Origin of the sequence: Archangium primigenium (assembly GCF_016904885.1) — a bacterium.
GTDB lineage: Bacteria > Myxococcota > Myxococcia > Myxococcales > Myxococcaceae > Cystobacter > Cystobacter primigenius.
In genome coordinates this window covers 5,994,145-6,012,029 of sequence record NZ_JADWYI010000001.1, presented here as the reverse complement: position 1 = coordinate 6,012,029, position 17,885 = coordinate 5,994,145, and the positions used below count along the sequence as shown (strand labels likewise).

At 70.5% G+C, this 17,885-nt stretch carries 14 protein-coding genes and 3 tRNA genes; 11 read left to right on the top strand and 6 right to left on the bottom strand.

Features of this window, described 5'->3' with window-relative positions:
- Window positions 1-18 precede the first annotated feature (18 nt).
- From rplS to rsmI, 4 genes are all read left to right on the top strand, one after another.
- Complete coding sequence (gene rplS, locus I3V78_RS24615; RefSeq protein WP_204490881.1) at window positions 19-420, top strand: 50S ribosomal protein L19; 402 nt, start codon at window positions 19-21, stop codon at window positions 418-420.
- Window positions 421-524: 104 nt separating this feature from the next.
- Entirely contained in the window at window positions 525-2,474 is a 1,950-nt protein-coding gene (locus I3V78_RS24610; RefSeq protein ID WP_204490880.1) for an ATP-binding protein, read from the top strand.
- A gap of 35 nt (window positions 2,475-2,509) precedes the next feature.
- Window positions 2,510-2,872 (top strand): YraN family protein, encoded by a 363-nt coding sequence (locus I3V78_RS24605; protein WP_204490879.1) that lies wholly within the window; start codon window positions 2,510-2,512, stop codon window positions 2,870-2,872.
- A gap of 12 nt (window positions 2,873-2,884) precedes the next feature.
- Window positions 2,885-3,715, top strand: coding sequence for a 16S rRNA (cytidine(1402)-2'-O)-methyltransferase (gene rsmI, locus I3V78_RS24600; protein ID WP_204490878.1), 831 nt, complete (start codon window positions 2,885-2,887; stop codon window positions 3,713-3,715).
- Between the two features lie 18 nt (window positions 3,716-3,733).
- Here the strand turns inward: rsmI and I3V78_RS24595 are convergent, their stop codons facing one another.
- From I3V78_RS24595 to I3V78_RS24585, 3 genes are all read right to left on the bottom strand, one after another.
- The gene (locus tag I3V78_RS24595; protein WP_204490877.1) at window positions 3,734-4,969 is read right to left on the bottom strand and encodes a hypothetical protein; all 1,236 of its coding nucleotides are present in this window, start codon (window positions 4,967-4,969) and stop codon (window positions 3,734-3,736) included.
- Window positions 4,970-5,113: 144 nt separating this feature from the next.
- Window positions 5,114-6,022 (bottom strand): M23 family metallopeptidase, encoded by a 909-nt coding sequence (locus tag I3V78_RS24590; protein WP_420840427.1) that lies wholly within the window; start codon window positions 6,020-6,022, stop codon window positions 5,114-5,116.
- 269 nt (window positions 6,023-6,291) lie between these two features.
- Window positions 6,292-7,707, bottom strand: coding sequence for a sigma-54-dependent transcriptional regulator (locus tag I3V78_RS24585; RefSeq protein ID WP_204490875.1), 1,416 nt, complete (start codon window positions 7,705-7,707; stop codon window positions 6,292-6,294).
- 196 nt (window positions 7,708-7,903) lie between these two features.
- Here I3V78_RS24585 and murJ point away from each other — a divergent pair, with 196 nt between their 5' ends.
- The 5 genes from murJ (at window position 7,904) to I3V78_RS24560 (ending at window position 12,292) form a co-directional block, all read left to right on the top strand.
- Window positions 7,904-9,610 carry a murein biosynthesis integral membrane protein MurJ gene (gene murJ, locus I3V78_RS24580; RefSeq protein WP_204490874.1) on the top strand — a complete coding sequence of 569 codons (1,707 nt, stop codon included), beginning with the start codon at window positions 7,904-7,906 and terminating at the stop codon, window positions 9,608-9,610.
- Window positions 9,611-9,872: 262 nt separating this feature from the next.
- On the top strand, window positions 9,873-11,846 hold the full coding sequence (locus I3V78_RS24575) for a S1 RNA-binding domain-containing protein (RefSeq protein ID WP_204490873.1): 1,974 nt from the start codon (window positions 9,873-9,875) through the stop codon (window positions 11,844-11,846).
- A 107-nt stretch (window positions 11,847-11,953) separates the two neighbouring features.
- Window positions 11,954-12,027 (top strand) — tRNA-Met (locus I3V78_RS24570).
- A gap of 81 nt (window positions 12,028-12,108) precedes the next feature.
- Window positions 12,109-12,182 (top strand) — tRNA-Met (locus I3V78_RS24565).
- A gap of 36 nt (window positions 12,183-12,218) precedes the next feature.
- Window positions 12,219-12,292, top strand: a tRNA-Met gene (locus tag I3V78_RS24560).
- A 25-nt stretch (window positions 12,293-12,317) separates the two neighbouring features.
- Here I3V78_RS24560 and I3V78_RS24555 read toward each other — a convergent pair.
- The 3 genes from I3V78_RS24555 to I3V78_RS24545 are packed head-to-tail and all read right to left on the bottom strand — an operon-like array spanning window position 12,318 to window position 14,455.
- Window positions 12,318-13,031 carry a 2OG-Fe(II) oxygenase gene (locus I3V78_RS24555; RefSeq protein WP_204490872.1) on the bottom strand — a complete coding sequence of 238 codons (714 nt, stop codon included), beginning with the start codon at window positions 13,029-13,031 and terminating at the stop codon, window positions 12,318-12,320.
- A gap of 12 nt (window positions 13,032-13,043) precedes the next feature.
- Entirely contained in the window at window positions 13,044-13,412 is a 369-nt protein-coding gene (locus tag I3V78_RS24550; protein ID WP_204490871.1) for an Hpt domain-containing protein, read from the bottom strand.
- Window positions 13,413-13,423: 11 nt separating this feature from the next.
- Window positions 13,424-14,455 (bottom strand): DNA topoisomerase IB, encoded by a 1,032-nt coding sequence (locus I3V78_RS24545; protein WP_204490870.1) that lies wholly within the window; start codon window positions 14,453-14,455, stop codon window positions 13,424-13,426.
- A gap of 189 nt (window positions 14,456-14,644) precedes the next feature.
- On the opposite strand from I3V78_RS24545, the gene I3V78_RS24540 reads away from it, so the two are divergent.
- Together I3V78_RS24540 and I3V78_RS24535 are read left to right on the top strand one after the other, a co-directional pair.
- Window positions 14,645-15,418 carry a hypothetical protein gene (locus I3V78_RS24540; RefSeq protein ID WP_204490869.1) on the top strand — a complete coding sequence of 258 codons (774 nt, stop codon included), beginning with the start codon at window positions 14,645-14,647 and terminating at the stop codon, window positions 15,416-15,418.
- Between the two features lie 105 nt (window positions 15,419-15,523).
- Window positions 15,524-17,764: an SPFH domain-containing protein gene (locus tag I3V78_RS24535; RefSeq protein ID WP_204490868.1), complete on the top strand. Its 2,241-nt coding sequence runs from the start codon at window positions 15,524-15,526 to the stop codon at window positions 17,762-17,764.
- The last annotated feature ends 121 nt before the right edge of the window (window positions 17,765-17,885 follow it).

Below are 17,885 nucleotides of genomic sequence, written 5' to 3'. Positions count from 1 at the left end.
CTTTTCTGGAGTCAGTCCATGCGTCGCAGCGCTATCGAGTACGTGGAGGCCAAGCACCTCCGCCAGGACGTCACCGTGTTCCAAACCGGTGACTCGGTTCGGGTCCACTGGAAGGTCAAGGAAGGCGACAAGGAGCGCGTGCAGGCGTTCGAGGGTCTCGTCATCCGCAAGACGAAGGGCTACAACCGCGCCACCTTCACCGTGCGCAAGGTGTCCTTCGGCGTCGGCGTGGAGCGCATCTTCCCGGTGCACAGCCCCCGCTACGAGAAGATCGAGGTCCTCACCCGCGGCCACGTGAACCGCAACCGCCTCTTCTACATCCGCAACCTCAAGGGCAAGGCCTCGCGCGTGGAGAGCGTGGAGGACGTGGAGATGCGTCGCGCCGCCAAGGCCGCCAAGGTCGTCAAGGCCAAGGCGTAGTCGGCGTCCTCCGGTCCGCTCGCGGGCCGGTGCCTTTCCGGGGAGTGTCCTTTTTCAAGGACGCTCCCTTTTTTCATGTTCACGCGCGCTAGAATGGGGGGCGCATGCACTTCGTCGAGCTTGCCGTCCAGAATGTCCGGGGGTTCTCTCCGACCGGCCGTTTCGCCTTGAAGACGGGCTATCTGGTCCTCAAACCACCCGCGACGGACCCGAGCCCGATGGCCGGGCTGTCGCTCGCGCTGCTCTTCCCGGATGGCCGGGGCGGGGACGCGGCGTTCTCCGCCTCGCCGCAGAAGCCGGGCAAGGCCGCGCTCACGCTGGTGGGCCAGGACGGGGTCACCTACCGCGTGCTGCGGGAGCTGGGCGGTGGGGGCTCGCTGCACCGGCTCAACCCCACCACGAAGCAGCCAGAGCTCGTCACGCAGGACACCGCCGAGGCCAACCAGTTCCTGCGCGGCCAGGTGGGACTGCCGCCGCGGGGCACCTTCGAGTCCATCTTCTGCCTGCAGGCCGGGCAGCTGCCCTCGCGTCGCCCGCGGGGTGGCGTCCGCGCGACGACCTCCAGCGGCGGTCTGCGCACCAAGTCCTCGCCGGGCATGCCCGCCGTGCGCACGCAGTCCTCGCCGGGGCTCGCCCTGGGCGGGCTCGCCAGCGCCCAGGCGGTGCAGCCCGCCCACGACATTCCCGCCGCCGAGGCCCGGCAGAAGGAGCTCGAGAAGGAGCTGCTGCTCTGCAAGGAGGTGGACAACCTCCAGTTCGAGGTGGACGGGCTCAACTCCCAGGTCTTCGATCTGGAGCAGAAGCTGCGCGGCACGGAGGGCCTCAAGGAGAAGGTGCGCGAGGCCGAGGCGCTCTGGAACGCCGAGCCCACGCCCGAGAAGATGGGCCTGCCCGCGGACATCGCCGCGCGTGCCGAGCGCTACGGCCGGGTGCTCGCCCGGCGGGACGAGGCCATCGCCCGGCTGCTGGCCGACAAGGATCTCGCCGAGGAGGAGGCCGCGCGGCTGCCGGAGATCAAGCCGCTGGTGAAGAACCGCAACTTCTGGATCGCGGTGGCCGCGGGCGTGCTGTTCTTCGGCCTGAGCTTCTTTCTGAGCAAGAGCGCGCGCTACGTGGCCCTGCTGGACGTGCCGGCCTTCGGCTTCGCCGCCGTGCTCGCCCTGCGCTACGTGGAGGATCTCCAGGAGAAGGATCGGGTGGATCGCCGCAACGAGACGTTCACCGCCCGCGAGAAGAAGATCACCGAGGAGTTCGAGGCCGAGGCCGCGCCCGTGCGCCGTGCCATGGAAATCTTCGACGTGGACACGCCCGGGGACATTCCTCCCCGGCTGCAGCGGCGCGAGCAGCTCGGCTCCGAGGTGGCGCAGCTGCGCACCCAGCTCATCACCCAGGAGCGGCACCCGGAGTTCGTCGCCGCGGGCGAGCAGCTGCCGCTCATCCGCCAGCAGATCGAGCTGCTCAACGCGAAGATCGAGCAGAAGGGCACCTTCGTGCGCGACATGCGCGAGGTGGAGCGCGAGCTGTCGCGCCTCAAGGAGTCCATCGCGCTCGCGCGCAACCCCCAGGCCATGGCGTCCCTGTCCGGGCACGACGTGTCCAGCGGGCCGGAGCCCCTGGAGGATCCCTCGCCCCTGTTGCTCGGGCAGGCGGGAGACTTGCTCACCCTGGACGTCCACGCCGTGACGGGGGTGATGCGCGAGCGCTGCACCCAGTACTTCAGCGCCCTCACCGAGCGCCGCTACGTCGGCGTGGAGTGGGACCGGGACGGCAACACGTCGGTGGTGGGCGCGTCGGGTCGGCGCCAGTTGCTCTCGGAGCTGCCCCCGCGCGAGGTGGACCTCTTCTTCCTGAGCCTGCGGCTCACGGTGGTGGAGAAGGTGAGCGCGCGCGTCAAGATGCCGCTGCTCGTCGAGGATGCGTTCCTCGGCGTGGACGAGTCCCGATTGCCGCTGCTCGGCCGCATGCTCAAGCACCTGGGCACGCTGACCCAGGTCTTGCATGTCACGCCGCTCGGGGGCTTCGCGCAGGTCGCGGACGCGACGATTCCCCTGTAGAGCGGGGGGCGCGGCGGGAAAGGCGAGGGGCGAGGGTGGAGCGCAAGCAGTGGGGGAACGAGGGCGAGGCGGCGGCGGTGCGCTACCTGGAGGCCCAGGGCTACCGAATCCAGGCGCGCAACTACGCGTGCCGCCATGGGGAGCTGGACGTGGTGGCCGAGCGCGAGGGCACCCTGTGTTTCGTGGAGGTGCGCATGCGCTCCACGGCGGCCTGGGGCGATCCGTCCCAGACGGTGTCCTTCGCCAAGCAGCGCCGGGTGGTGAAGACGGCGCTGCACTACCTGGGCACGCAGGGCGTGCGCGGCCGCATGCTGCGCTTCGATGTCATCTCGGTGGTGGGCCGCGGCGAGCGCGCGACGGTGGAGCATCTGCCGGGCGCGTTCGACGCCGGCATGTGAGGACTCAGGGTTATGTCGGGAACGCTTTATCTGGTGGCCACGCCCATCGGGAACCTGGGGGACGTGTCCACGCGGGCCCTGGAGACCTTGCGGCAGGTGGCCTTCGTGGCTTGCGAGGACACGCGCCACTCGCGCGTGCTGCTCGATCACTTCGGCATCGCCGCGGACACGGTGAGCCTGCCCGCCTTCGCCGAGGGGCAGCGCGCGGGCCGCATCCTGGACCGGCTCGAGGCCGGGGAGGACTGCGCCCTGGTGACGGACGCGGGCAGTCCGGGCATCAGCGATCCCGGCGAGAAGCTGGTGGCCGAGGCGATCGAGCGGGGCGTGAAGGTGGTGCCGGTGCCGGGGCCCACCGCGCTGGTGGCGGCGCTGAGTGCGTCGGGGCTTCCCACCGGGCGCTTCCACTTCCTCGGCTTCCTGCCGCGCAAGGGCCCCGAGCGCCAGGCCATGCTGGAGGAGGTGGCGCCCCTGTCCGCGACCCTCGCCCTCTATGAGTCCCCGCGGCGGCTCGGCGAGACGCTGGCGGATCTGCGCGACGCGCTGGGCGAGCGGCGGTGCGTGGTGGCGCGCGAGCTCACCAAGGTGCACGAGGAGTTCGTGCGCGGCGGCTTGAGCGCGCTCGTGGAGCGCTACGCGACCGAGGAGCCCCGGGGCGAGGTGGTGGTGCTCGTGGAGGGCCGCACGGGCGAGCAGCGCTGGAGCGAGGAGGAGCTGCGGCGCGCCCTGGAAGAGGGGCTCGGGCGCGGCGAGAAGCTCAAGGGGTTGAGCACCGAGCTGGCCCGCCGCGCCGGCTGGTCCGGGCAGGACGTGTACCGGCTCGGGCTCGGGCTCAAGAAGCGCTAGGCACGCCCGGCGCTCCGCTCAGAACGTGAAGAGCGCCGTCGCGTCGAAGCGGAAGTCCTTGCTCTCGGACGCGAAGAAGCGCGTCCCGGCGGCGTCCCAGCGCGGATCGTGGCTGGGGTTCGCGCTGAGCGTGGTGCCGCCCGTGGGATCGGCCTCGGGCTTCTCTCCCGTCAGGGCGTGGTCCGTGTTGTAGAGGAACATGGCCGTGCCGCGGATGGCGAGGAAGCCACTGACGCGCACCGTGAGGCCCGCCTGGCCGCCCACCTGGAGGTACTCGGAGGTGGTGAGCATCTTGCCCAGCGCGCCGCTCAGCTCGTTGTAGTAGCGCCCCGCGCCCACGAAGTTGCCCACGGCGCGCACGTCCAGGCGGATGTTGCGCACGGGGTTGTCGATGATCTGGAACTCCGAGCCCACCACGACGCCCACCACGTGGGGCGCCTGGAGGCCCGTGGCCGCGCGCGTCCACCCGGCGGCCAGGCCCGTGGGGCCGCAGTTGCCCCGGCTCCCCGCGTCGAGCAGTCCGTCATTGTCGCAGTTGGAGTAGGCGCCGGGGCCCCGCACGGGGATGGTCCACGAGGCCCTGAAGTACGGCTCGGCGAGACCAATCTGCCGCGAGAGCGCCGTGCTCAGCGTGTACTTGTGCACGCGATCGCCCACGGGCGTGCGGGACGTGCCGTCGCTGTACGTGTCGACGGACGGATCGAGCCGGGCGGCGGTGGGGGCCTCGTAGTGGAAGCGGGCCACCCAGGTGGGCTTCGTGTCGTCCTTCTTCTGGTTGAAGATGGCCCACGCCAGGCCGAAGCGCGCGTTGCCCAGGCCGAGCCGGTAGGCCCGGTAGCCATTCTCCGTGCCGGTCGCGCGCGCGGGCAGGTTGGCGAGAAGGGGCGCGCCGGCCGTGACGCCCTCGGCGTAGTCGCCGTACTCGTTGCGGAAGAGGATGAAGGGCAAGCCGAAGGAGAACTCCACGTCCTGGGAGATGCCCGCCGCCACGTCCACGTTCAGACGCGTCTCGTACTGGGAGTAGTTGAACGCGCTGCGCAGCTCCCGCGGAGCCCGGCCCTCCAACTTCTCGGGCGTGGCGAGCTCGCGCAGGATGTGCGTGCGGCGAATGGTGTGTTCGATCCCCGCGTCGATGAACAGCCCGAAGGGATCGTTCTCCTCGAACGAGGAGGCGACGCGGGTGACATCCGCCGCGGTGGCGACGAACGGCATCCCCAGAGACAGGGCGGCGGCAACGGCACGAAGCCTGGACATCCGACCTCCGAAATCCACTTCCCCGGGTCCGGCGCGGCGCGAGCCCCTTTCGGGCCCTCCCCACCGCCTAACCCCCGGGAAATGTTGGGAAAATTTCGGGGACGCTAGCCGCCACGCCCGGGGGTGTCAAGAAACGGAATCGGGTCAGTGACCCGCGCCCGCGCCCGCCACCACCGTGGTGCCGAACAGCGCGTCCTGCCGGCGCATCTCCGCCTCGAAGGAGGCGCGCTGCGCGGTCGCCAGCGAGCGCCGGTAGGTGCGGTGGCTCTCGTAGGGGTCCAGCACGCGATCGTTCTGGGCCTCCAACTGGTAGTGCAGGTGCGGCGCGAACGAGCGACCACTGTTGCCGCTGCGGCCCACCACCGTGCCGGCGGCGATGCGATCGCCCACCTTGAGCGAGCGCGGCAGCTCGTCCATGTGCAGGAAGAGGGCCCGGCGGTGCTTGCCCCCCACCTCCTCCAGCTCCACGCAGTTGCCGTTGAAGCGGAAGCTCCAGTTCTTGCGCTTCACGATGCCGGTGAAGGGCGCCTTGACGGGGGTGCCCACCGCGGTCTTGAAGTCCACGCCCTTGTGCTTGCGGCCATCGCGCAGCAGCGACGTCACCTGCTCGTAGTCGTCCAGGGGCGAGCCCTCCAGGCGCAGCTCCAGCTCCTCGCCGCCGGGCTGGTAGTAGCGGGGCGCCTTGTCGCCCGAGGCCTGGAAGCGGTAGGCGCGGTGGGTCTGGCCCGTCTTGCCGCTGGAGAAGCGCACCGCGTGCACGAGCGGCTCCTCGGTGGCGCGCGTCTCATAGAGGATGTCCAGGCTGTCCCCCCGGCGCAGGTCTCCCGGCACATCCACCCACCACACCAGCGTGCGCGTCACCACCTGGGCGAGCGCGGGGCCCACCGAGGCGCCCGCCGCGGCGACGAGCGCCGTCTCCAGGGGGCCCTCGATACGCACGGTGACGTGCGACATGCCCGTGGGCGCGGTGGCCTGGAGCACCGTGGGCGGCACGCCGCCCGCCGGGGCCAGACCGCCACCCGGGGTGGGGGCGGGGAGGGCCGTGGGGGCCATGGCGGCGAGGGTTTCAGAAGGGGAGGGGTCTACGGGGGCCATGGCGGCGACGGGCTCGGCCGGAGCGGACGGGCTCCGGTTGTTCCACCACCACACACCTCCGACCACCAGGCCAAGGACCAACGAGATGACCAGGACCGGCCCCAACGGGCTCTTCTTGGGTTGGGGTCCGAGGGTGGGAAGAGGCGGCCGCATTCAAGCTCCCAGGAGGTAGGGGGGGATGGCGCGGGGTCCGAACCGTTGGTTTCGCGGCGATATTTCGCCCCGGCTCAGTCCTCGGCTCCCTCGTCGCGCCCATCCTGTATCGCCATGTCGCGCAGGCCAAATTCCTTCATCTTCGTTTGTAGGGATTTCCGGCTGATTTGCAGCAGCCGGGCCGCCCGGGTGACGTTGCCGCCCGTCTCGTCCAGGGCCTTGCTGATGAGGTCCTTCTCGAGCTCGGCCGCCTTCATGCGGACGATGTCCTTGAGGCCTCCCTCGCCGGGGGCGGCCTCCAGGGGAGCGGCCGGCGCGGCGGGCGGTGGCGTGGTGGCCTGGCGCACCGGCTCCGGCAGGTCGCGCGCGGTGATGGAGGGGCCGTCGGCGAGCAGCAGCACGCGCTCGATGAGGTTCTCCAGCTCGCGGATGTTGCCGGGCCAGTAATAGGCCTGCAAGAGCGCGAGCGCGTCCTCGGTGATGCCCTCGATCTTCTTGTTGAGCTTGCGGTTGTACTTCTCCACGAAGTGCGCCGCGAGCATGGGGATGTCCCCGCGCCGCTCGCGCAGGGCGGGCAGCACCAGGGGCACCACCGCCAGCCGGTAGTAGAGATCCTTGCGGAAGCGGCCGGCGTCGATCTCCTGCTGCAGGTCGCGGTTGGTCGCGGCGATGAGGCGCACGTCCACGCGCGTCGTCTTGATGCCGCCCACGCGCTCGAACTCGCCCTCCTGCAGCGCGCGCAAGAGCTTCACCTGCATCTCGACGGGGATCTCCCCGATCTCGTCGAGGAAGAGCGTGCCCTCGTCGGCCAGCTCGAAGCGGCCGGGCTTGGAGGTGACGGCGCCGGTGAAGGCCCCGCGCTCGTAGCCGAAGAGCTCCGACTCCAGCAGGGTGTGGGGGATGGCGGCGCAGTTGATCTTGATGAAGGGCTTGTCGCGGCGGCTGGAGGCGCCGTGCAGCGCCGAGGCGATGAGCTCCTTGCCCGTGCCGCTCTCGCCGGTGATGAGCACGGTGGCCGGGGTGTCCGCCACCTTGTCGATGATCTTGAAGACGTCCTGGAGCTGGGGCGACTCGCCGATGATGGCGGCGCGCGCCTTGGCGTCGGCGCGCACCGAGCGCTGGGCGACGACGTGCGCCTTGGCGGCCTTGGCGATGGCGGCGGAGAGCTCCGACTGATCGAAGGGCTTGGTGACGTAGTCGAACGCGCCGGCCTTGATGGCCTCCACGGCGGAGTCCACGGTGCCGTGCGCGGTGATGATGATGACGGGCACGTCCGGGTTGGCGGCGTTGACGGCCCGGAGGACCTCCATGCCGCCCGCCTTGGGCATGACGAGGTCGGTCACCACGATGTCCGCGCCGTTCTTGTGGAACTCGGCCAGGCCCTGCTCGCCATCGGCGGCCACGGTGACGTCGAAGCCGTCGCGGCGCAGCAGGGCGGCGAGCACCTTGCGCAGGTTCGCCTCGTCGTCGATGACCAGTACTTTCGCCATGGGGACTAGAGCTGGACCGCGGGGAATGCCCGGAAACGGCCGGGCGCCACATCGGTCGACAGGTCGTGGTCTGGGGGGCCGGCCATGGGAGCGCTGACCATCGCGGCCCGCTGGGGTGAGCGTCAAGGGAAACCCGGGCGAGCAGGGGAGGAAGGCCTTCTGGGGCGTGAAGGGGCCGACATAGAGTGCGGCCCTCTTGACTGTTCCCGCTCCTCGACCCGACGCGCTGCCCACTCCCGCTCCTCCGCACCGCGTGCCCGCGGGCACCACCGTCAAGGGTGGCGGCGGGGCCCTGTTCGTGGCCGCGGGCATCCTCGCCTCGAAGCTGGTGGGGCTCGTGCGCGAGCGCGCCTTCGCGCACTACCTGGGCAACGGGGTGTCCGCCGCGGTGTTCAAGGCGGCGCTGCGCATCCCCAACTTCCTGCAGAACCTCTTTGGCGAGGGCGTGCTGTCCGGCTCCTTCATCCCGGTGTACGCGGGGCTGTTGGGCAAGGGGGATGACGAGGAGGCGGACCGGGTGGCGGGCGCGGTGTTCGGCCTGCTGGCGCTGGCCACGGGGGTGATGGTGGCGCTGGGCATGCTCGCCACGCCCTTCTTCGTGGACACCATCGCCCCGGGCTTCGAGGGCGAGGCGCGCGCCCTGGCCATCCGCCTGGTGCGCATCCTCTTTCCGGGCACGGGCCTCCTGGTGATGTCGGCGTGGTGCCTGGGCGTGCTCAACAGCCACCGCAAGTTCTTCCTGTCCTACCTGGCGCCCGTGGTGTGGAACCTGGCCATCATCACCGCGCTGGTGGGCGCGGGCCTCCAGGGCCTGGCCGAGGAGCCTCTGGCGCGGGTGGTGGCCTACGGCGTGGTGGCTGGGTGCGCGCTGCAGTTCCTCGTGCAGGTGCCCTCGGTGATGCGGGTGCTCGGCCACTTCCGGCCGCGCGTGTCCACGGCGAGCGAGTCCGTGCGCCAGGTGCTGCGCAGCTTCGGCGCGGTGGTGCTCGGCCGGGGCGTGGTGCAGATCAGCGCCTACGTGGACACGTCCTACGCGTCGCTCGTGGCCACGCGGGCCCTGTCCACGCTCACCTACGCGCAGACCATCTACCTGATTCCGGTGAGCCTCTTCGGCATGGCCATCTCCGCGGCGGAGCTGCCGGAGATGTCGCGCGCGGCGGGGGCGGGCGAGGAGGTGGCCGGCAAGCTGCGCACGCGCCTGGAGACGAGCGCGCGCCGCATCGCCTTCTTCGTGGTGCCCTCGTCCGCGGCGCTGCTCTTCATCGGGGACGTGGTGGCGGGCGCGCTCTTGCAGACGGGCCGCTTCACCGCCGCGGACACGCGCTACCTCTGGTACGTGCTGATGGGCGCCTCGGTGGGCCTGGTGGCCACGGCGCTGGGGCGGCTGTACGCCTCCACCTTCTATGCCCTCAAGGACACGCGCACCCCCCTGCGCTTCGCCGCCCTGCGGGTGTTCCTGGACGCGAGCCTCGCCTGGTTCCTGGCGCTCAAGCTGCCCGGACTGCTCGGCCTGCCCGCGCACCTGGGCACGGCCTTCCTGCCCCTGTCCGGCGGGCTGATGGCGTGGTTTGAGTCCCAAATGCTGCGGCGCACGTTGGCGGTGAAGATTGGCGGGGTGCCGCTGCCCGCGCACATGGGCCGGCTCTGGGCGGCGGCGGGGCTGGCGGGACTCGTGGGCCTGGGCATCAAGCTGGCCTTCACCCGGTGGCTCGGCCCCGCGCCCCAGGTCCTGGGCGAGTGGGGCGGCGCGGTGCTGCCGCCGCCGGACCTGCACCCGGCGCTGCTCTTCCCGGCGGTGGTGCTGCCCTTCGGGGCGGTGTACTTCGCGCTCACGGCGGCCTGGGGCATCCCCGAGGCCCGCGCGGTGCTCCAGAAGGTCTTCCGGCGCCTGGGCCGACGCTAGCCCCTGGCCGCCCCCTCCCTGGGCGAGGCGCATCCCCACCGGGTTTTCCCCGGGAACGGAGAGGGGATGCCGGGCGCGGCGGGATGCGTTATAGGGGCGGGCTGGACGGGTTCGTGTCGACGACGACCAGATGCGTCTTCCGTCCAGACACGGCGCGTGTGTAGAGTGCGCCGCCTTTTTCCCCCTCCCTGGGGGATTGGTCCCCTTTGCGCAGCTTTTGTTCAGGAAGGTCCCCGCGGTGAGCGACGAGAAGAAAGGTTCCATGGGTTCTGGTGGCGGCGACGGGGCGGGGGGTTTTGGCCCCAAGAAGCCCAAGGCCACCTTTGGCGACGTGATGCTCGGCATCCCCTCGGGCGGTGGCCGCGAGGAGCGTGGAGGAGGTCGCGGCGGCGGGGGTGAGCGCCGGCCGGACCGTCCGCGTGACGAGCGGTCAGCGGGCCCTCGGGGTCCGTCCCAGGAGGGCGCGGGCGCGCCGCGCGAGGATCGCCGTCCGCGGGGTGACTCGCGGGGCGGTGGCCGCGGGGGTGGCGGGGGCGGCGGTGAGCGCAAGCCCCAGGGCCCCATGGTGGTGGTCAAGCGCGCCTCGGGTGCGGTGGAGACGCGCGGTCCGGTGACGCCCGTGGAGGGCGCGACGGCGGCCGAGTCCGCTCCCGAGACCGAGGCCACGGCCACGGCCGCGCCGGTCAAGCCCACGGTGGTGCCCACGCCCTCGGCGCCGCTGTACGAGGACGTCCCCGAGGCCGAGTCCTTCGCCGAGATGTTCGAGGCGCAGCAGAAGGACGGGCAGACGGGCCGTCGCTCGGTGCGCATCGGCGAGAAGGTCTCCGGCACCATCTTCCAGCTCGGCGCGGACACGGCCTTCGTGTCGCTGGCCAACGCCAAGAGCGAGGCCATGATCGAACTGCGCGAGCTCAAGGACGACGAGGGTGTGCTGCGCTACGGCGTGGGGGACACCATCGACGCGCACGTCGTGGAGGCGGGCGCGCGGGGCATCGTGCTCAGCCGCGCGCTGGCCAAGGGCAGCGCCAACCTGTCCATGCTCGCCGAGGCGCGCGCCTCCGGCATGCCCGTGGAGGGCATGGTGCTGAGCGTGAACAAGGGCGGCGTGGAGGTGGCGATCGGCGACGTGCGCGCCTTCTGCCCCATCAGCCAGCTGGACATCCGCTTCGTGGAGAAGCCGGATCAGTTCATCGGCGAGAAGCTCACCTTCCGCGTCACCGAGGTGCGTGAGCGCAACGTGGTGCTCTCGCGCCGCTCGCTCCTCGAGGAGGAGCAGAAGCAGCTGGCCGCCAAGACGCGCGAGACGCTCGAGGTCGGCAAGACCGTCAAGGGCAAGATCACGGGCGTGCGCGACTTCGGCGCCTTCGTGGACCTGGGCGGCGTGGAGGGCATGATCCCCGTCTCGGAGATGTCCTACATGCGCGTCGCCCATCCGAGCGACGTGGTGAAGCAGGGCGACGAGGTGGAAGTGGAGATCCTCCGCATGGAGCCCGGCCAGCCCAACTCGCCGGACAAGTCCAAGCAGAAGGAGCGCATCACGCTCTCCATGCGCGCCCGTCAGGAGGATCCCTTCAAGACGGCGCTCTCGGAGATCAAGGAAGGCGACCGGATGCAGGGCAAGGTCGTGCGCCTGCAGCCCTTCGGCGCCTTCGTGGAGCTGCGCCCCGGCGTGGACGGCCTGGTGCACATCTCCGCCCTGTCCGAGCGCCGCATCGCGCACCCGCGCGACGCCGTGAAGGAAGGCGAGGTCATCTGGGTGCAGGTCGAGAAGATCGACCCGAACGACAAGCGCATCGGCCTGCGCCGCATCTCCGAGGAGGAGGCCCAGCGCCCCGCCGAGGAGCGTCCGGCCACCGCCGAGGCCACCGAGAAGAAGCCCGCCGAGCCGGCCGCGCCGCGCCCCAAGGTGGGCCAGGTGGTGGTGGGCAAGGTGGACCGCATCGAGCCCTACGGCGTGTTCCTCGTGTTCCCGGGCGGCAAGGGGCTCATCCCCGCGTCCGAGACGGGCACCGAGCGCGGCACGGATCTGCGCAAGAAGTTCTCGCTCGGCCAGGAGCTCAAGGTGGCCCTGGTGGACATCGATCCGGCCGGCAAGGTGCGCCTGTCCATCCCCGCCGCCGAGCGCGCCGAGGAGCGCGCCGAGGTGGAGGCGTGGGCCAAGACCCAGAAGCCCGTGGGTGGCGGCAAGCAGGGCCTGGGGACCTTCGCGGACCTCTTCAAGAAGCTCGGCAAGTAGCCACGCCGCCCTGCGCGGGCCTCGTGGATGACACGGGGTCCGCGCGGTGTTGAATCAAAAGAGTTGACGGTCCAGGGTGGGGGCGGTACTAAGCGCCCACTTCTCGCCGCGGGGTGGAGCAGCCTGGTAGCTCGTCGGGCTCATAACCCGAAGGTCGCAGGTTCAAATCCTGCCCCCGCAACTTTCAAGTCCTCCGAGACCCTGTCTCAATAAAGCGTGACAGGGCCTCGGAGACCTGAGAAGAGAAGGGCAGTAAACGTGTCGCGGGGTGGAGCAGCCTGGTAGCTCGTCGGGCTCATAACCCGAAGGTCGCAGGTTCAAATCCTGCCCCCGCAACTCTTGTGTGTCGTTCTGTGTGCCGTACAGCCATGTCGCGGGGTGGAGCAGCCTGGTAGCTCGTCGGGCTCATAACCCGAAGGTCGCAGGTTCAAATCCTGCCCCCGCAACTCGCGAGACGAAGCCCCGCTGACCTCAGGTCGGCGGGGCTTTTGTCTTGGTACGGTGGTCCTCCAGGTACGCGGCGAAGCCCGCCTTGGACTGGATGCGGAACGCGGGCAGCCGCGCGAGGGGCTCCGGCGCGAAGGCGTACTGCTCGCACACGAGGCTGGCCCGCAGGGCGCCGTCCTCGCCTCCCTGGAAGGGGAGCACCTCGTGCATCAGGTCTCCCCGGAAGTGGACGAGCAGTCCCGGCTGGGGGTGGACCTGGCCCACCGTCCGCTTCTTCCGGGAGAGCACCAGCGCGCCGCCCGTCACGCCCGTGGGGACGCTCAAGTACAGCACGCTCACGTGCTCGGGCGTCGCGTCCGGCTCGCCGCTGGGAGCGCGCAGGGTCGCGTCGACGTGGCGGTCCACGCCCCGTCCGGCCTCCAGCAGCAGCAGGTTGACGTAGAAGGCATTGGGGACGCGGGGCTCGGGGCGCGCGCCGAACCACCGCGAGCGCCAGGAGCGCAGCCCCCGCCAACTCCCGGGCTCCATCACCCGGTCGAGGTAGTCGCGCAGGAAGGGAAAGCGCTCCTCCAGCGCGGGACGGCCCGCCGCGGTGAAGATGAGGGAGAAGCCCCGGCTGCCCTGGAAGGTGCCCATGAGGGGGGTCCTCGCCACGAAGCGCGAGGAGAGCAGGGTGCCACTCAGCGCCTCCAGCGCCGCGCGGGGCAGGGCGTCGGGGTGGGTGACGTACTCGCTCACGGGCCCGCGGCCTCAGCCCTCGAGGGGCAGCTCGGCGAGCACGAGGGGACGGGCCTCCTCGAAGGCGCGCTCCACGCGGGCCACCAGGGCCTCGCCGCCGTCCCGCGCCGACGCCTTGGCGTGGGCCTCCAGCGCCAGACAGCACTGCCGCAGCCGGGGCAGCCCGTACACGGCGCTGCTGCCCGCCAGGTCGTGGGCCTCGCGCGCGAGCCGCCCGGTGTCACCAGCGGCCACGGCCTCGCGGATGCGCGAGAGCTGAGGGGGAATGCTGTCGAGGTAGCGGTGGAACATCCGCGCCAGGGCGGCCGACGCGTTGGTGTCGCCCAGCTCGCGCAGGCGGCAGAGGTGCTCCAGGTCGAGCGCGGGGGCGTCGTCTCGCATGGGGCGGCACTCTACACCGCGGCGAGCCCGGGACTCTCCAACATCTCCAAAAGCGCTTTTTCCGCGCAGTGCAGGCCGGGTTTCTCGTGCTGGGCCAGCTCGTCCACCGACTCGAAGTAGCGGCCCACCACGCGGCCCTGCTCGAACATGGCCAGCACCGAGGGGTAGATGTACGAGTCCCGGGCCACCGCCGGGGTGTTGCCCAGATGGGTGGCCGCCTCCTTCACCGCCGCCACCATCGTCTTCTTCACCGCCCGCAGGCCGGCGGCGTCGCACACCCGGCCCTGGGCCCGCGCCAGCGCGCAGGCGCAGATGAGCGTGCCGCCCCAGGTGCGGAAGTCCTTGGCGCTGTAGCGCTCGCCCATGACCTCGCGGATGTACTCGTTGATGTGGCGCCGCCGCACGTCCACCACGAGCCCGTCATCCAGGATGAACTTGAACACGTCCCGCCCGCGGACCTTCAGGCACTCGCGCACCACGCGCGCCACCTGCCGATCCTTCAGCTCGCGGTGCTGGTGCTGGCCGCTCTTGCCCGGGAAGTCGAAGATGACCGTGTCGCCCTTGAGCTTCACGTGCCGGGCGCGCAGCGTGGCCAGGCCGAAGCTCTGGTTCTCGTCCGCGTACTGCTGGCTGCCGGGACGGATGAAGCACGTGCCCAGGATGCGCAGCAGGCACGCCATCACCCGGTTCCTGCCCAGCCCCTTCTGCCGCAGATCCGCCGCCACGCGCCGCCGCAGCCGGGGCAGGGCCCGGGCGAAGTCCACGATGCGCTGGAACTTCGCCTCGCCCTGCTTCTTGGTGAAGGACGGGTGGTAGCGGTACTGCCACCGCCCCGCGCTGTCCTGCCCGATGGCCTGGAGCTTCGCCCCGGGCGAGCCGCTCACGAAGACGTGCTTCCAGGCGGGCGGCAACTTCATCGCCGCGATGCGCTGGGCCTCGCGCGCCAGCACCGGCCGACCATCGGGCCGCACATAGCGGAAGCCCCGCTGGGGTGTCCCCAGACGACGGATGCCCGCTTGCTGCATTCGCTCGATGTGCGTCATGCCTTCACTCCCGCCTTCCGCCGCGCGCTGTACGCCGTGTCCCTAATGGCTGTGCAGCGTCTCCCTTCCCGTCAACGCAGCCCCGGCCCGCCTGGACCCAAGGCAAGCGAGGAAGAAATCGCTCTGGGTGGTTTTCGTCTTCTCACGCTCCTGGAATACACTGCCGGACACTTTCCCTTCACGGGTCCAATGACCGACTTCCTCGACGCCATCCTCGCCTTTCCCACCGTGGTGTTCACCATCCCGCTCGGCGTGGTGGTGGGCTACTGGCTCACGGTGATGGTGGGCGCCGTCGGCGTCGATCTGCTCGATGGCGACCTGGGCGACTTCGCGCTCGGCGCCAAGGCTGGCGCGCTTGAGGGCGGCGTCAAGGGCGCGGTGGAAGGCGGCGCCCACGCGGCGGCCGAGGCCCATGGCCACCACGAAGGGGGCTCGTTCCTCGAGGTGCTCGGCTTTGGCGGCGTGCCCGTCACCGTGTCCGTGAGCTTCGTGGTGTTCCTCTCCTGGCTCCTGTCGCTCGCGGTCGCCCGGCCCCTTCAGGGCATGCTCGGCGCGCTGCCCGGGGCGCTCGTGACGGGCGGACTGTCCCTGGGTTGCCTGGCGGTGGGCGGGGTGCTCGCGGGGTTCGCGGTGCGGCCCCTGCGTCCGCTGTTCGCCACGCATCAGGCGCCCCGGCGCTCCGAGCTCATGGGCCGCGTGTGTGTCATCGCCAGCGGGCGCGTGGATGGCCGCTTCGGCCACGCCACCTTCGCCGATGGCGGCGCGGGGCTCATCCTCAACGTCGTGTGTGACAAGGCCAATGAACTCAAGCGCGGCGAGCAGGCGCTCATCCTCGCCTACGATGCCGCGCGCGATGCCTACGAGGTGGAGCCCGTGGACTGGCTCCTCCCGGAAGAGGCCCTCCAGCTGAAGGATCCGGCCGCCTCCGCCTCGCTCGCCCGGGAGAAGCTGCGCGCCCGGTAGTGTCCTCGCTTTCTGTCCGTACGTGCACCGGGGGGTGTCCCAGGGGGTCCCCGGCCGCGCGATGTGAAACCCCCCGGTCTACCTCGCTCGGGAAACGCAACCGACATGGAACTGCCAATCGTCGCCTCCGGAATCGCGGGAGGACTCTTCTTCCTCTTCTGCTCCGCGTTCATCGTCTCCAGGTTCTACCGGCAGGTGGACCAGGGCCGCTCGCTCATCATCAACCCCTTCAAGGGCGAGCCCGTCGTCACCTTCACGGGCTCCATTGTCTGGCCCATCATCAACCGCGCCGAGGTGATGGACATCTCCCTCAAGACGGTGGAGATCGACCGCCGGGGCAAGGAAGGCCTCATCTGCAAGGACAACATCCGCGCGGACATCAAGGTGACGTTCTTCGTGCGCGTGAACAAGACGCGCGAGGACGTGCTCAAGGTGGCCCAGTCCATCGGCTGCGCGCGCGCCAGTGACGAGGAGACGCTCGAGCACCTGTTCGAGGCCAAGTTCTCCGAGGCCCTCAAGACCGTGGGCAAGAGCTTCGACTTCGAGGAGCTCTACACCCACCGCGAGGCCATCAAGGATCAGGTGGTGCAGGTGATCGGCAAGGACCTGAGCGGCTACATGCTCGAGGACTGCGCCATCGACTACCTGGAGCAGACGACGATCGACGTGCTCGACAAGCACAACATCCTCGACGCCCAGGGCATCCGGAAGATCACCGAGCTCACGGCGGTGCAGAACGTGCACACCAACGAGTTCCGCCAGAACGAGCGCATGGCCATCACCAAGCGCAACGTCGAGGCCGACGAGGCCATCTTCGCCCTGGAGCGCCAGCGCGCCGAGGCCGCCGCCAAGCAGAAGCGCGAGATCGAGTCCATCCAGGCGCGCGAGACGGCCGAGTCCGAGCGCGTGAAGGCCGAGGAGTACGCCAAGCAGCAGCTCGCGCGCATCAAGGCCGAGGAAGAAGTCCTCATCAACGACCAGAACAAGCACCGTCAGGTCGAGGTGGCCCAGAAGAACCGCGAGCGCGTGGTGGGCGTGGAGTCCGAGCGCGTGGAGAAGGACCGCGCCCTGGAGGCCATCAACCGCGAGCGCGAGGTGGAGCTGTCGCGCATCGGCAAGGAGAAGCAGCTCGAGGGCGAGAAGAAGGCCATCGCCGACGTGGTGCGCGCGCGCATCGCCGTGGAGAAGACCGTCGCCGAGGAAGAGGAGCGCATCAAGGACCTGCGCGTGAAGGCGGACGCCACGCGCAAGAAGGACGCGCTGCTCATCACCGCCGAGGCCCAGGCCCAGGAGAAGCTCGTCAAGGACATCAAGGCCGCCGAGGCGAGCAACGAGGTGTCCAAGTTCACCGCCAAGGAGAAGCTCACCCTGGCCGAGGCCGAGCTGCAGGCCAGTGACATGACGGCCAAGGCGAAGATCCGCCTGTCCGAGGGCATCCAGGCCGAGGAGGCCGCCATGGGCCTCGCCGCCGCGCGCGTCAAGGAAGCCGACGCGCTCGCCGCGGAGAAGCAGGGTCTGGCCGCCGCGCGCGTGCGCGAGGCCGAGGCCGCCGTCATGGAGAAGCAGGGCATGGCCCAGGCCACCGTCACCGAGCGCCAGGGCCAGGCCCAGGCCACCGCCCTCAAGGAGAAGGGCCTGGCCGAGGCCGCCGCCGCGCGCGAGAAGCTCATCGCCGAGGCCGCGGGTGAGAAGGAGAAGGGGCTCGCGCACGCCGCCATCGGCGAGGCCGAGGCCCAGGCCATCCAGAAGCGCGGCGAGGCCGAGGCCGTGGCCATCCGCGAGAAGCTGCTCGCCGAGGCCAAGTCCATCGAGGAGAAGCTGCTCGCCGAGGCGCGCGGCCTGTCCGAGAAGGCCGAGGCCATGAAGGCGCTCCAGGGCGCCACGCGCGAGCACGAGGAGTTCCGCCTGCGCCTGCAGAAGGAGCGCGACGTGGAGCTCGCCGCCATCAACGTGCGCAGGGACATCGCCGAGCACCAGGCCAAGGTGCTCGCCGAGACCATGGGCCACGCGAAGATCAACATCGTGGGCGGCGACGGCCAGTTCTTCGAGCGCTTCATCAAGGCCATCTCCGTGGGCCAGGCCGTGGACGGCGCGATCGACCAGAGCGAGACGCTGCAGAAGGCCTTCGCCGGCTACATGAACGGCCAGAAGGACCTGGCCGCGGACCTGAAGGACATCCTCTCCAAGCCGGGCCTCACCAGCGACGCGCAGAACCTGGCCATGGCCGCCCTGCTGCACCGCATGGCGCCCGCGCCCACCGCGGCCACCGCCGCCAACCAGCTCAAGTCGCTCGTGGAGACCGAGCCCGCCGTCCGGGCCTCCGCTCCCGAGCGGACCCAGGGCTGACGCGGGCCGGGTCTCCCCGGTTCCGTTCGCATGAGGGGCGCCGTGCTTCCGAGTTCACTCTCGGGGCGCGGCGCCCGTGGTTTGAAGCACCCTTCCTCCGTCTTCTTCCGGTGAATCGACG

Bases quoted from the DNA above. Each gene is read 5' to 3' on its own strand.
- rplS (WP_204490881.1), top strand. From the start codon at position 19: ATGCGTCGCAGCGCTATCGAGTACGTGGAGGCCAAGCACCTCCGCCAG.
- I3V78_RS24535 (WP_204490868.1), top strand. From the start codon at position 15,524: ATGGAACTGCCAATCGTCGCCTCCGGAATCGCGGGAGGACTCTTCTTC.
- rsmI (WP_204490878.1), top strand. From the start codon at position 2,885: ATGTCGGGAACGCTTTATCTGGTGGCCACGCCCATCGGGAACCTGGGG.
- I3V78_RS24590 (WP_420840427.1), bottom strand. From the start codon at position 6,022: ATGGCCCCCACGGCCCTCCCCGCCCCCACCCCGGGTGGCGGTCTGGCC.
- I3V78_RS24540 (WP_204490869.1), top strand. From the start codon at position 14,645: ATGACCGACTTCCTCGACGCCATCCTCGCCTTTCCCACCGTGGTGTTC.
- I3V78_RS24575 (WP_204490873.1), top strand. From the start codon at position 9,873: ATGGGTTCTGGTGGCGGCGACGGGGCGGGGGGTTTTGGCCCCAAGAAG.
- I3V78_RS24550 (WP_204490871.1), bottom strand. From the start codon at position 13,412: ATGCGAGACGACGCCCCCGCGCTCGACCTGGAGCACCTCTGCCGCCTG.
- I3V78_RS24610 (WP_204490880.1), top strand. From the start codon at position 525: ATGCACTTCGTCGAGCTTGCCGTCCAGAATGTCCGGGGGTTCTCTCCG.
- I3V78_RS24545 (WP_204490870.1), bottom strand. From the start codon at position 14,455: ATGACGCACATCGAGCGAATGCAGCAAGCGGGCATCCGTCGTCTGGGG.
- I3V78_RS24595 (WP_204490877.1), bottom strand. From the start codon at position 4,969: ATGTCCAGGCTTCGTGCCGTTGCCGCCGCCCTGTCTCTGGGGATGCCG.
- I3V78_RS24585 (WP_204490875.1), bottom strand. From the start codon at position 7,707: ATGGCGAAAGTACTGGTCATCGACGACGAGGCGAACCTGCGCAAGGTG.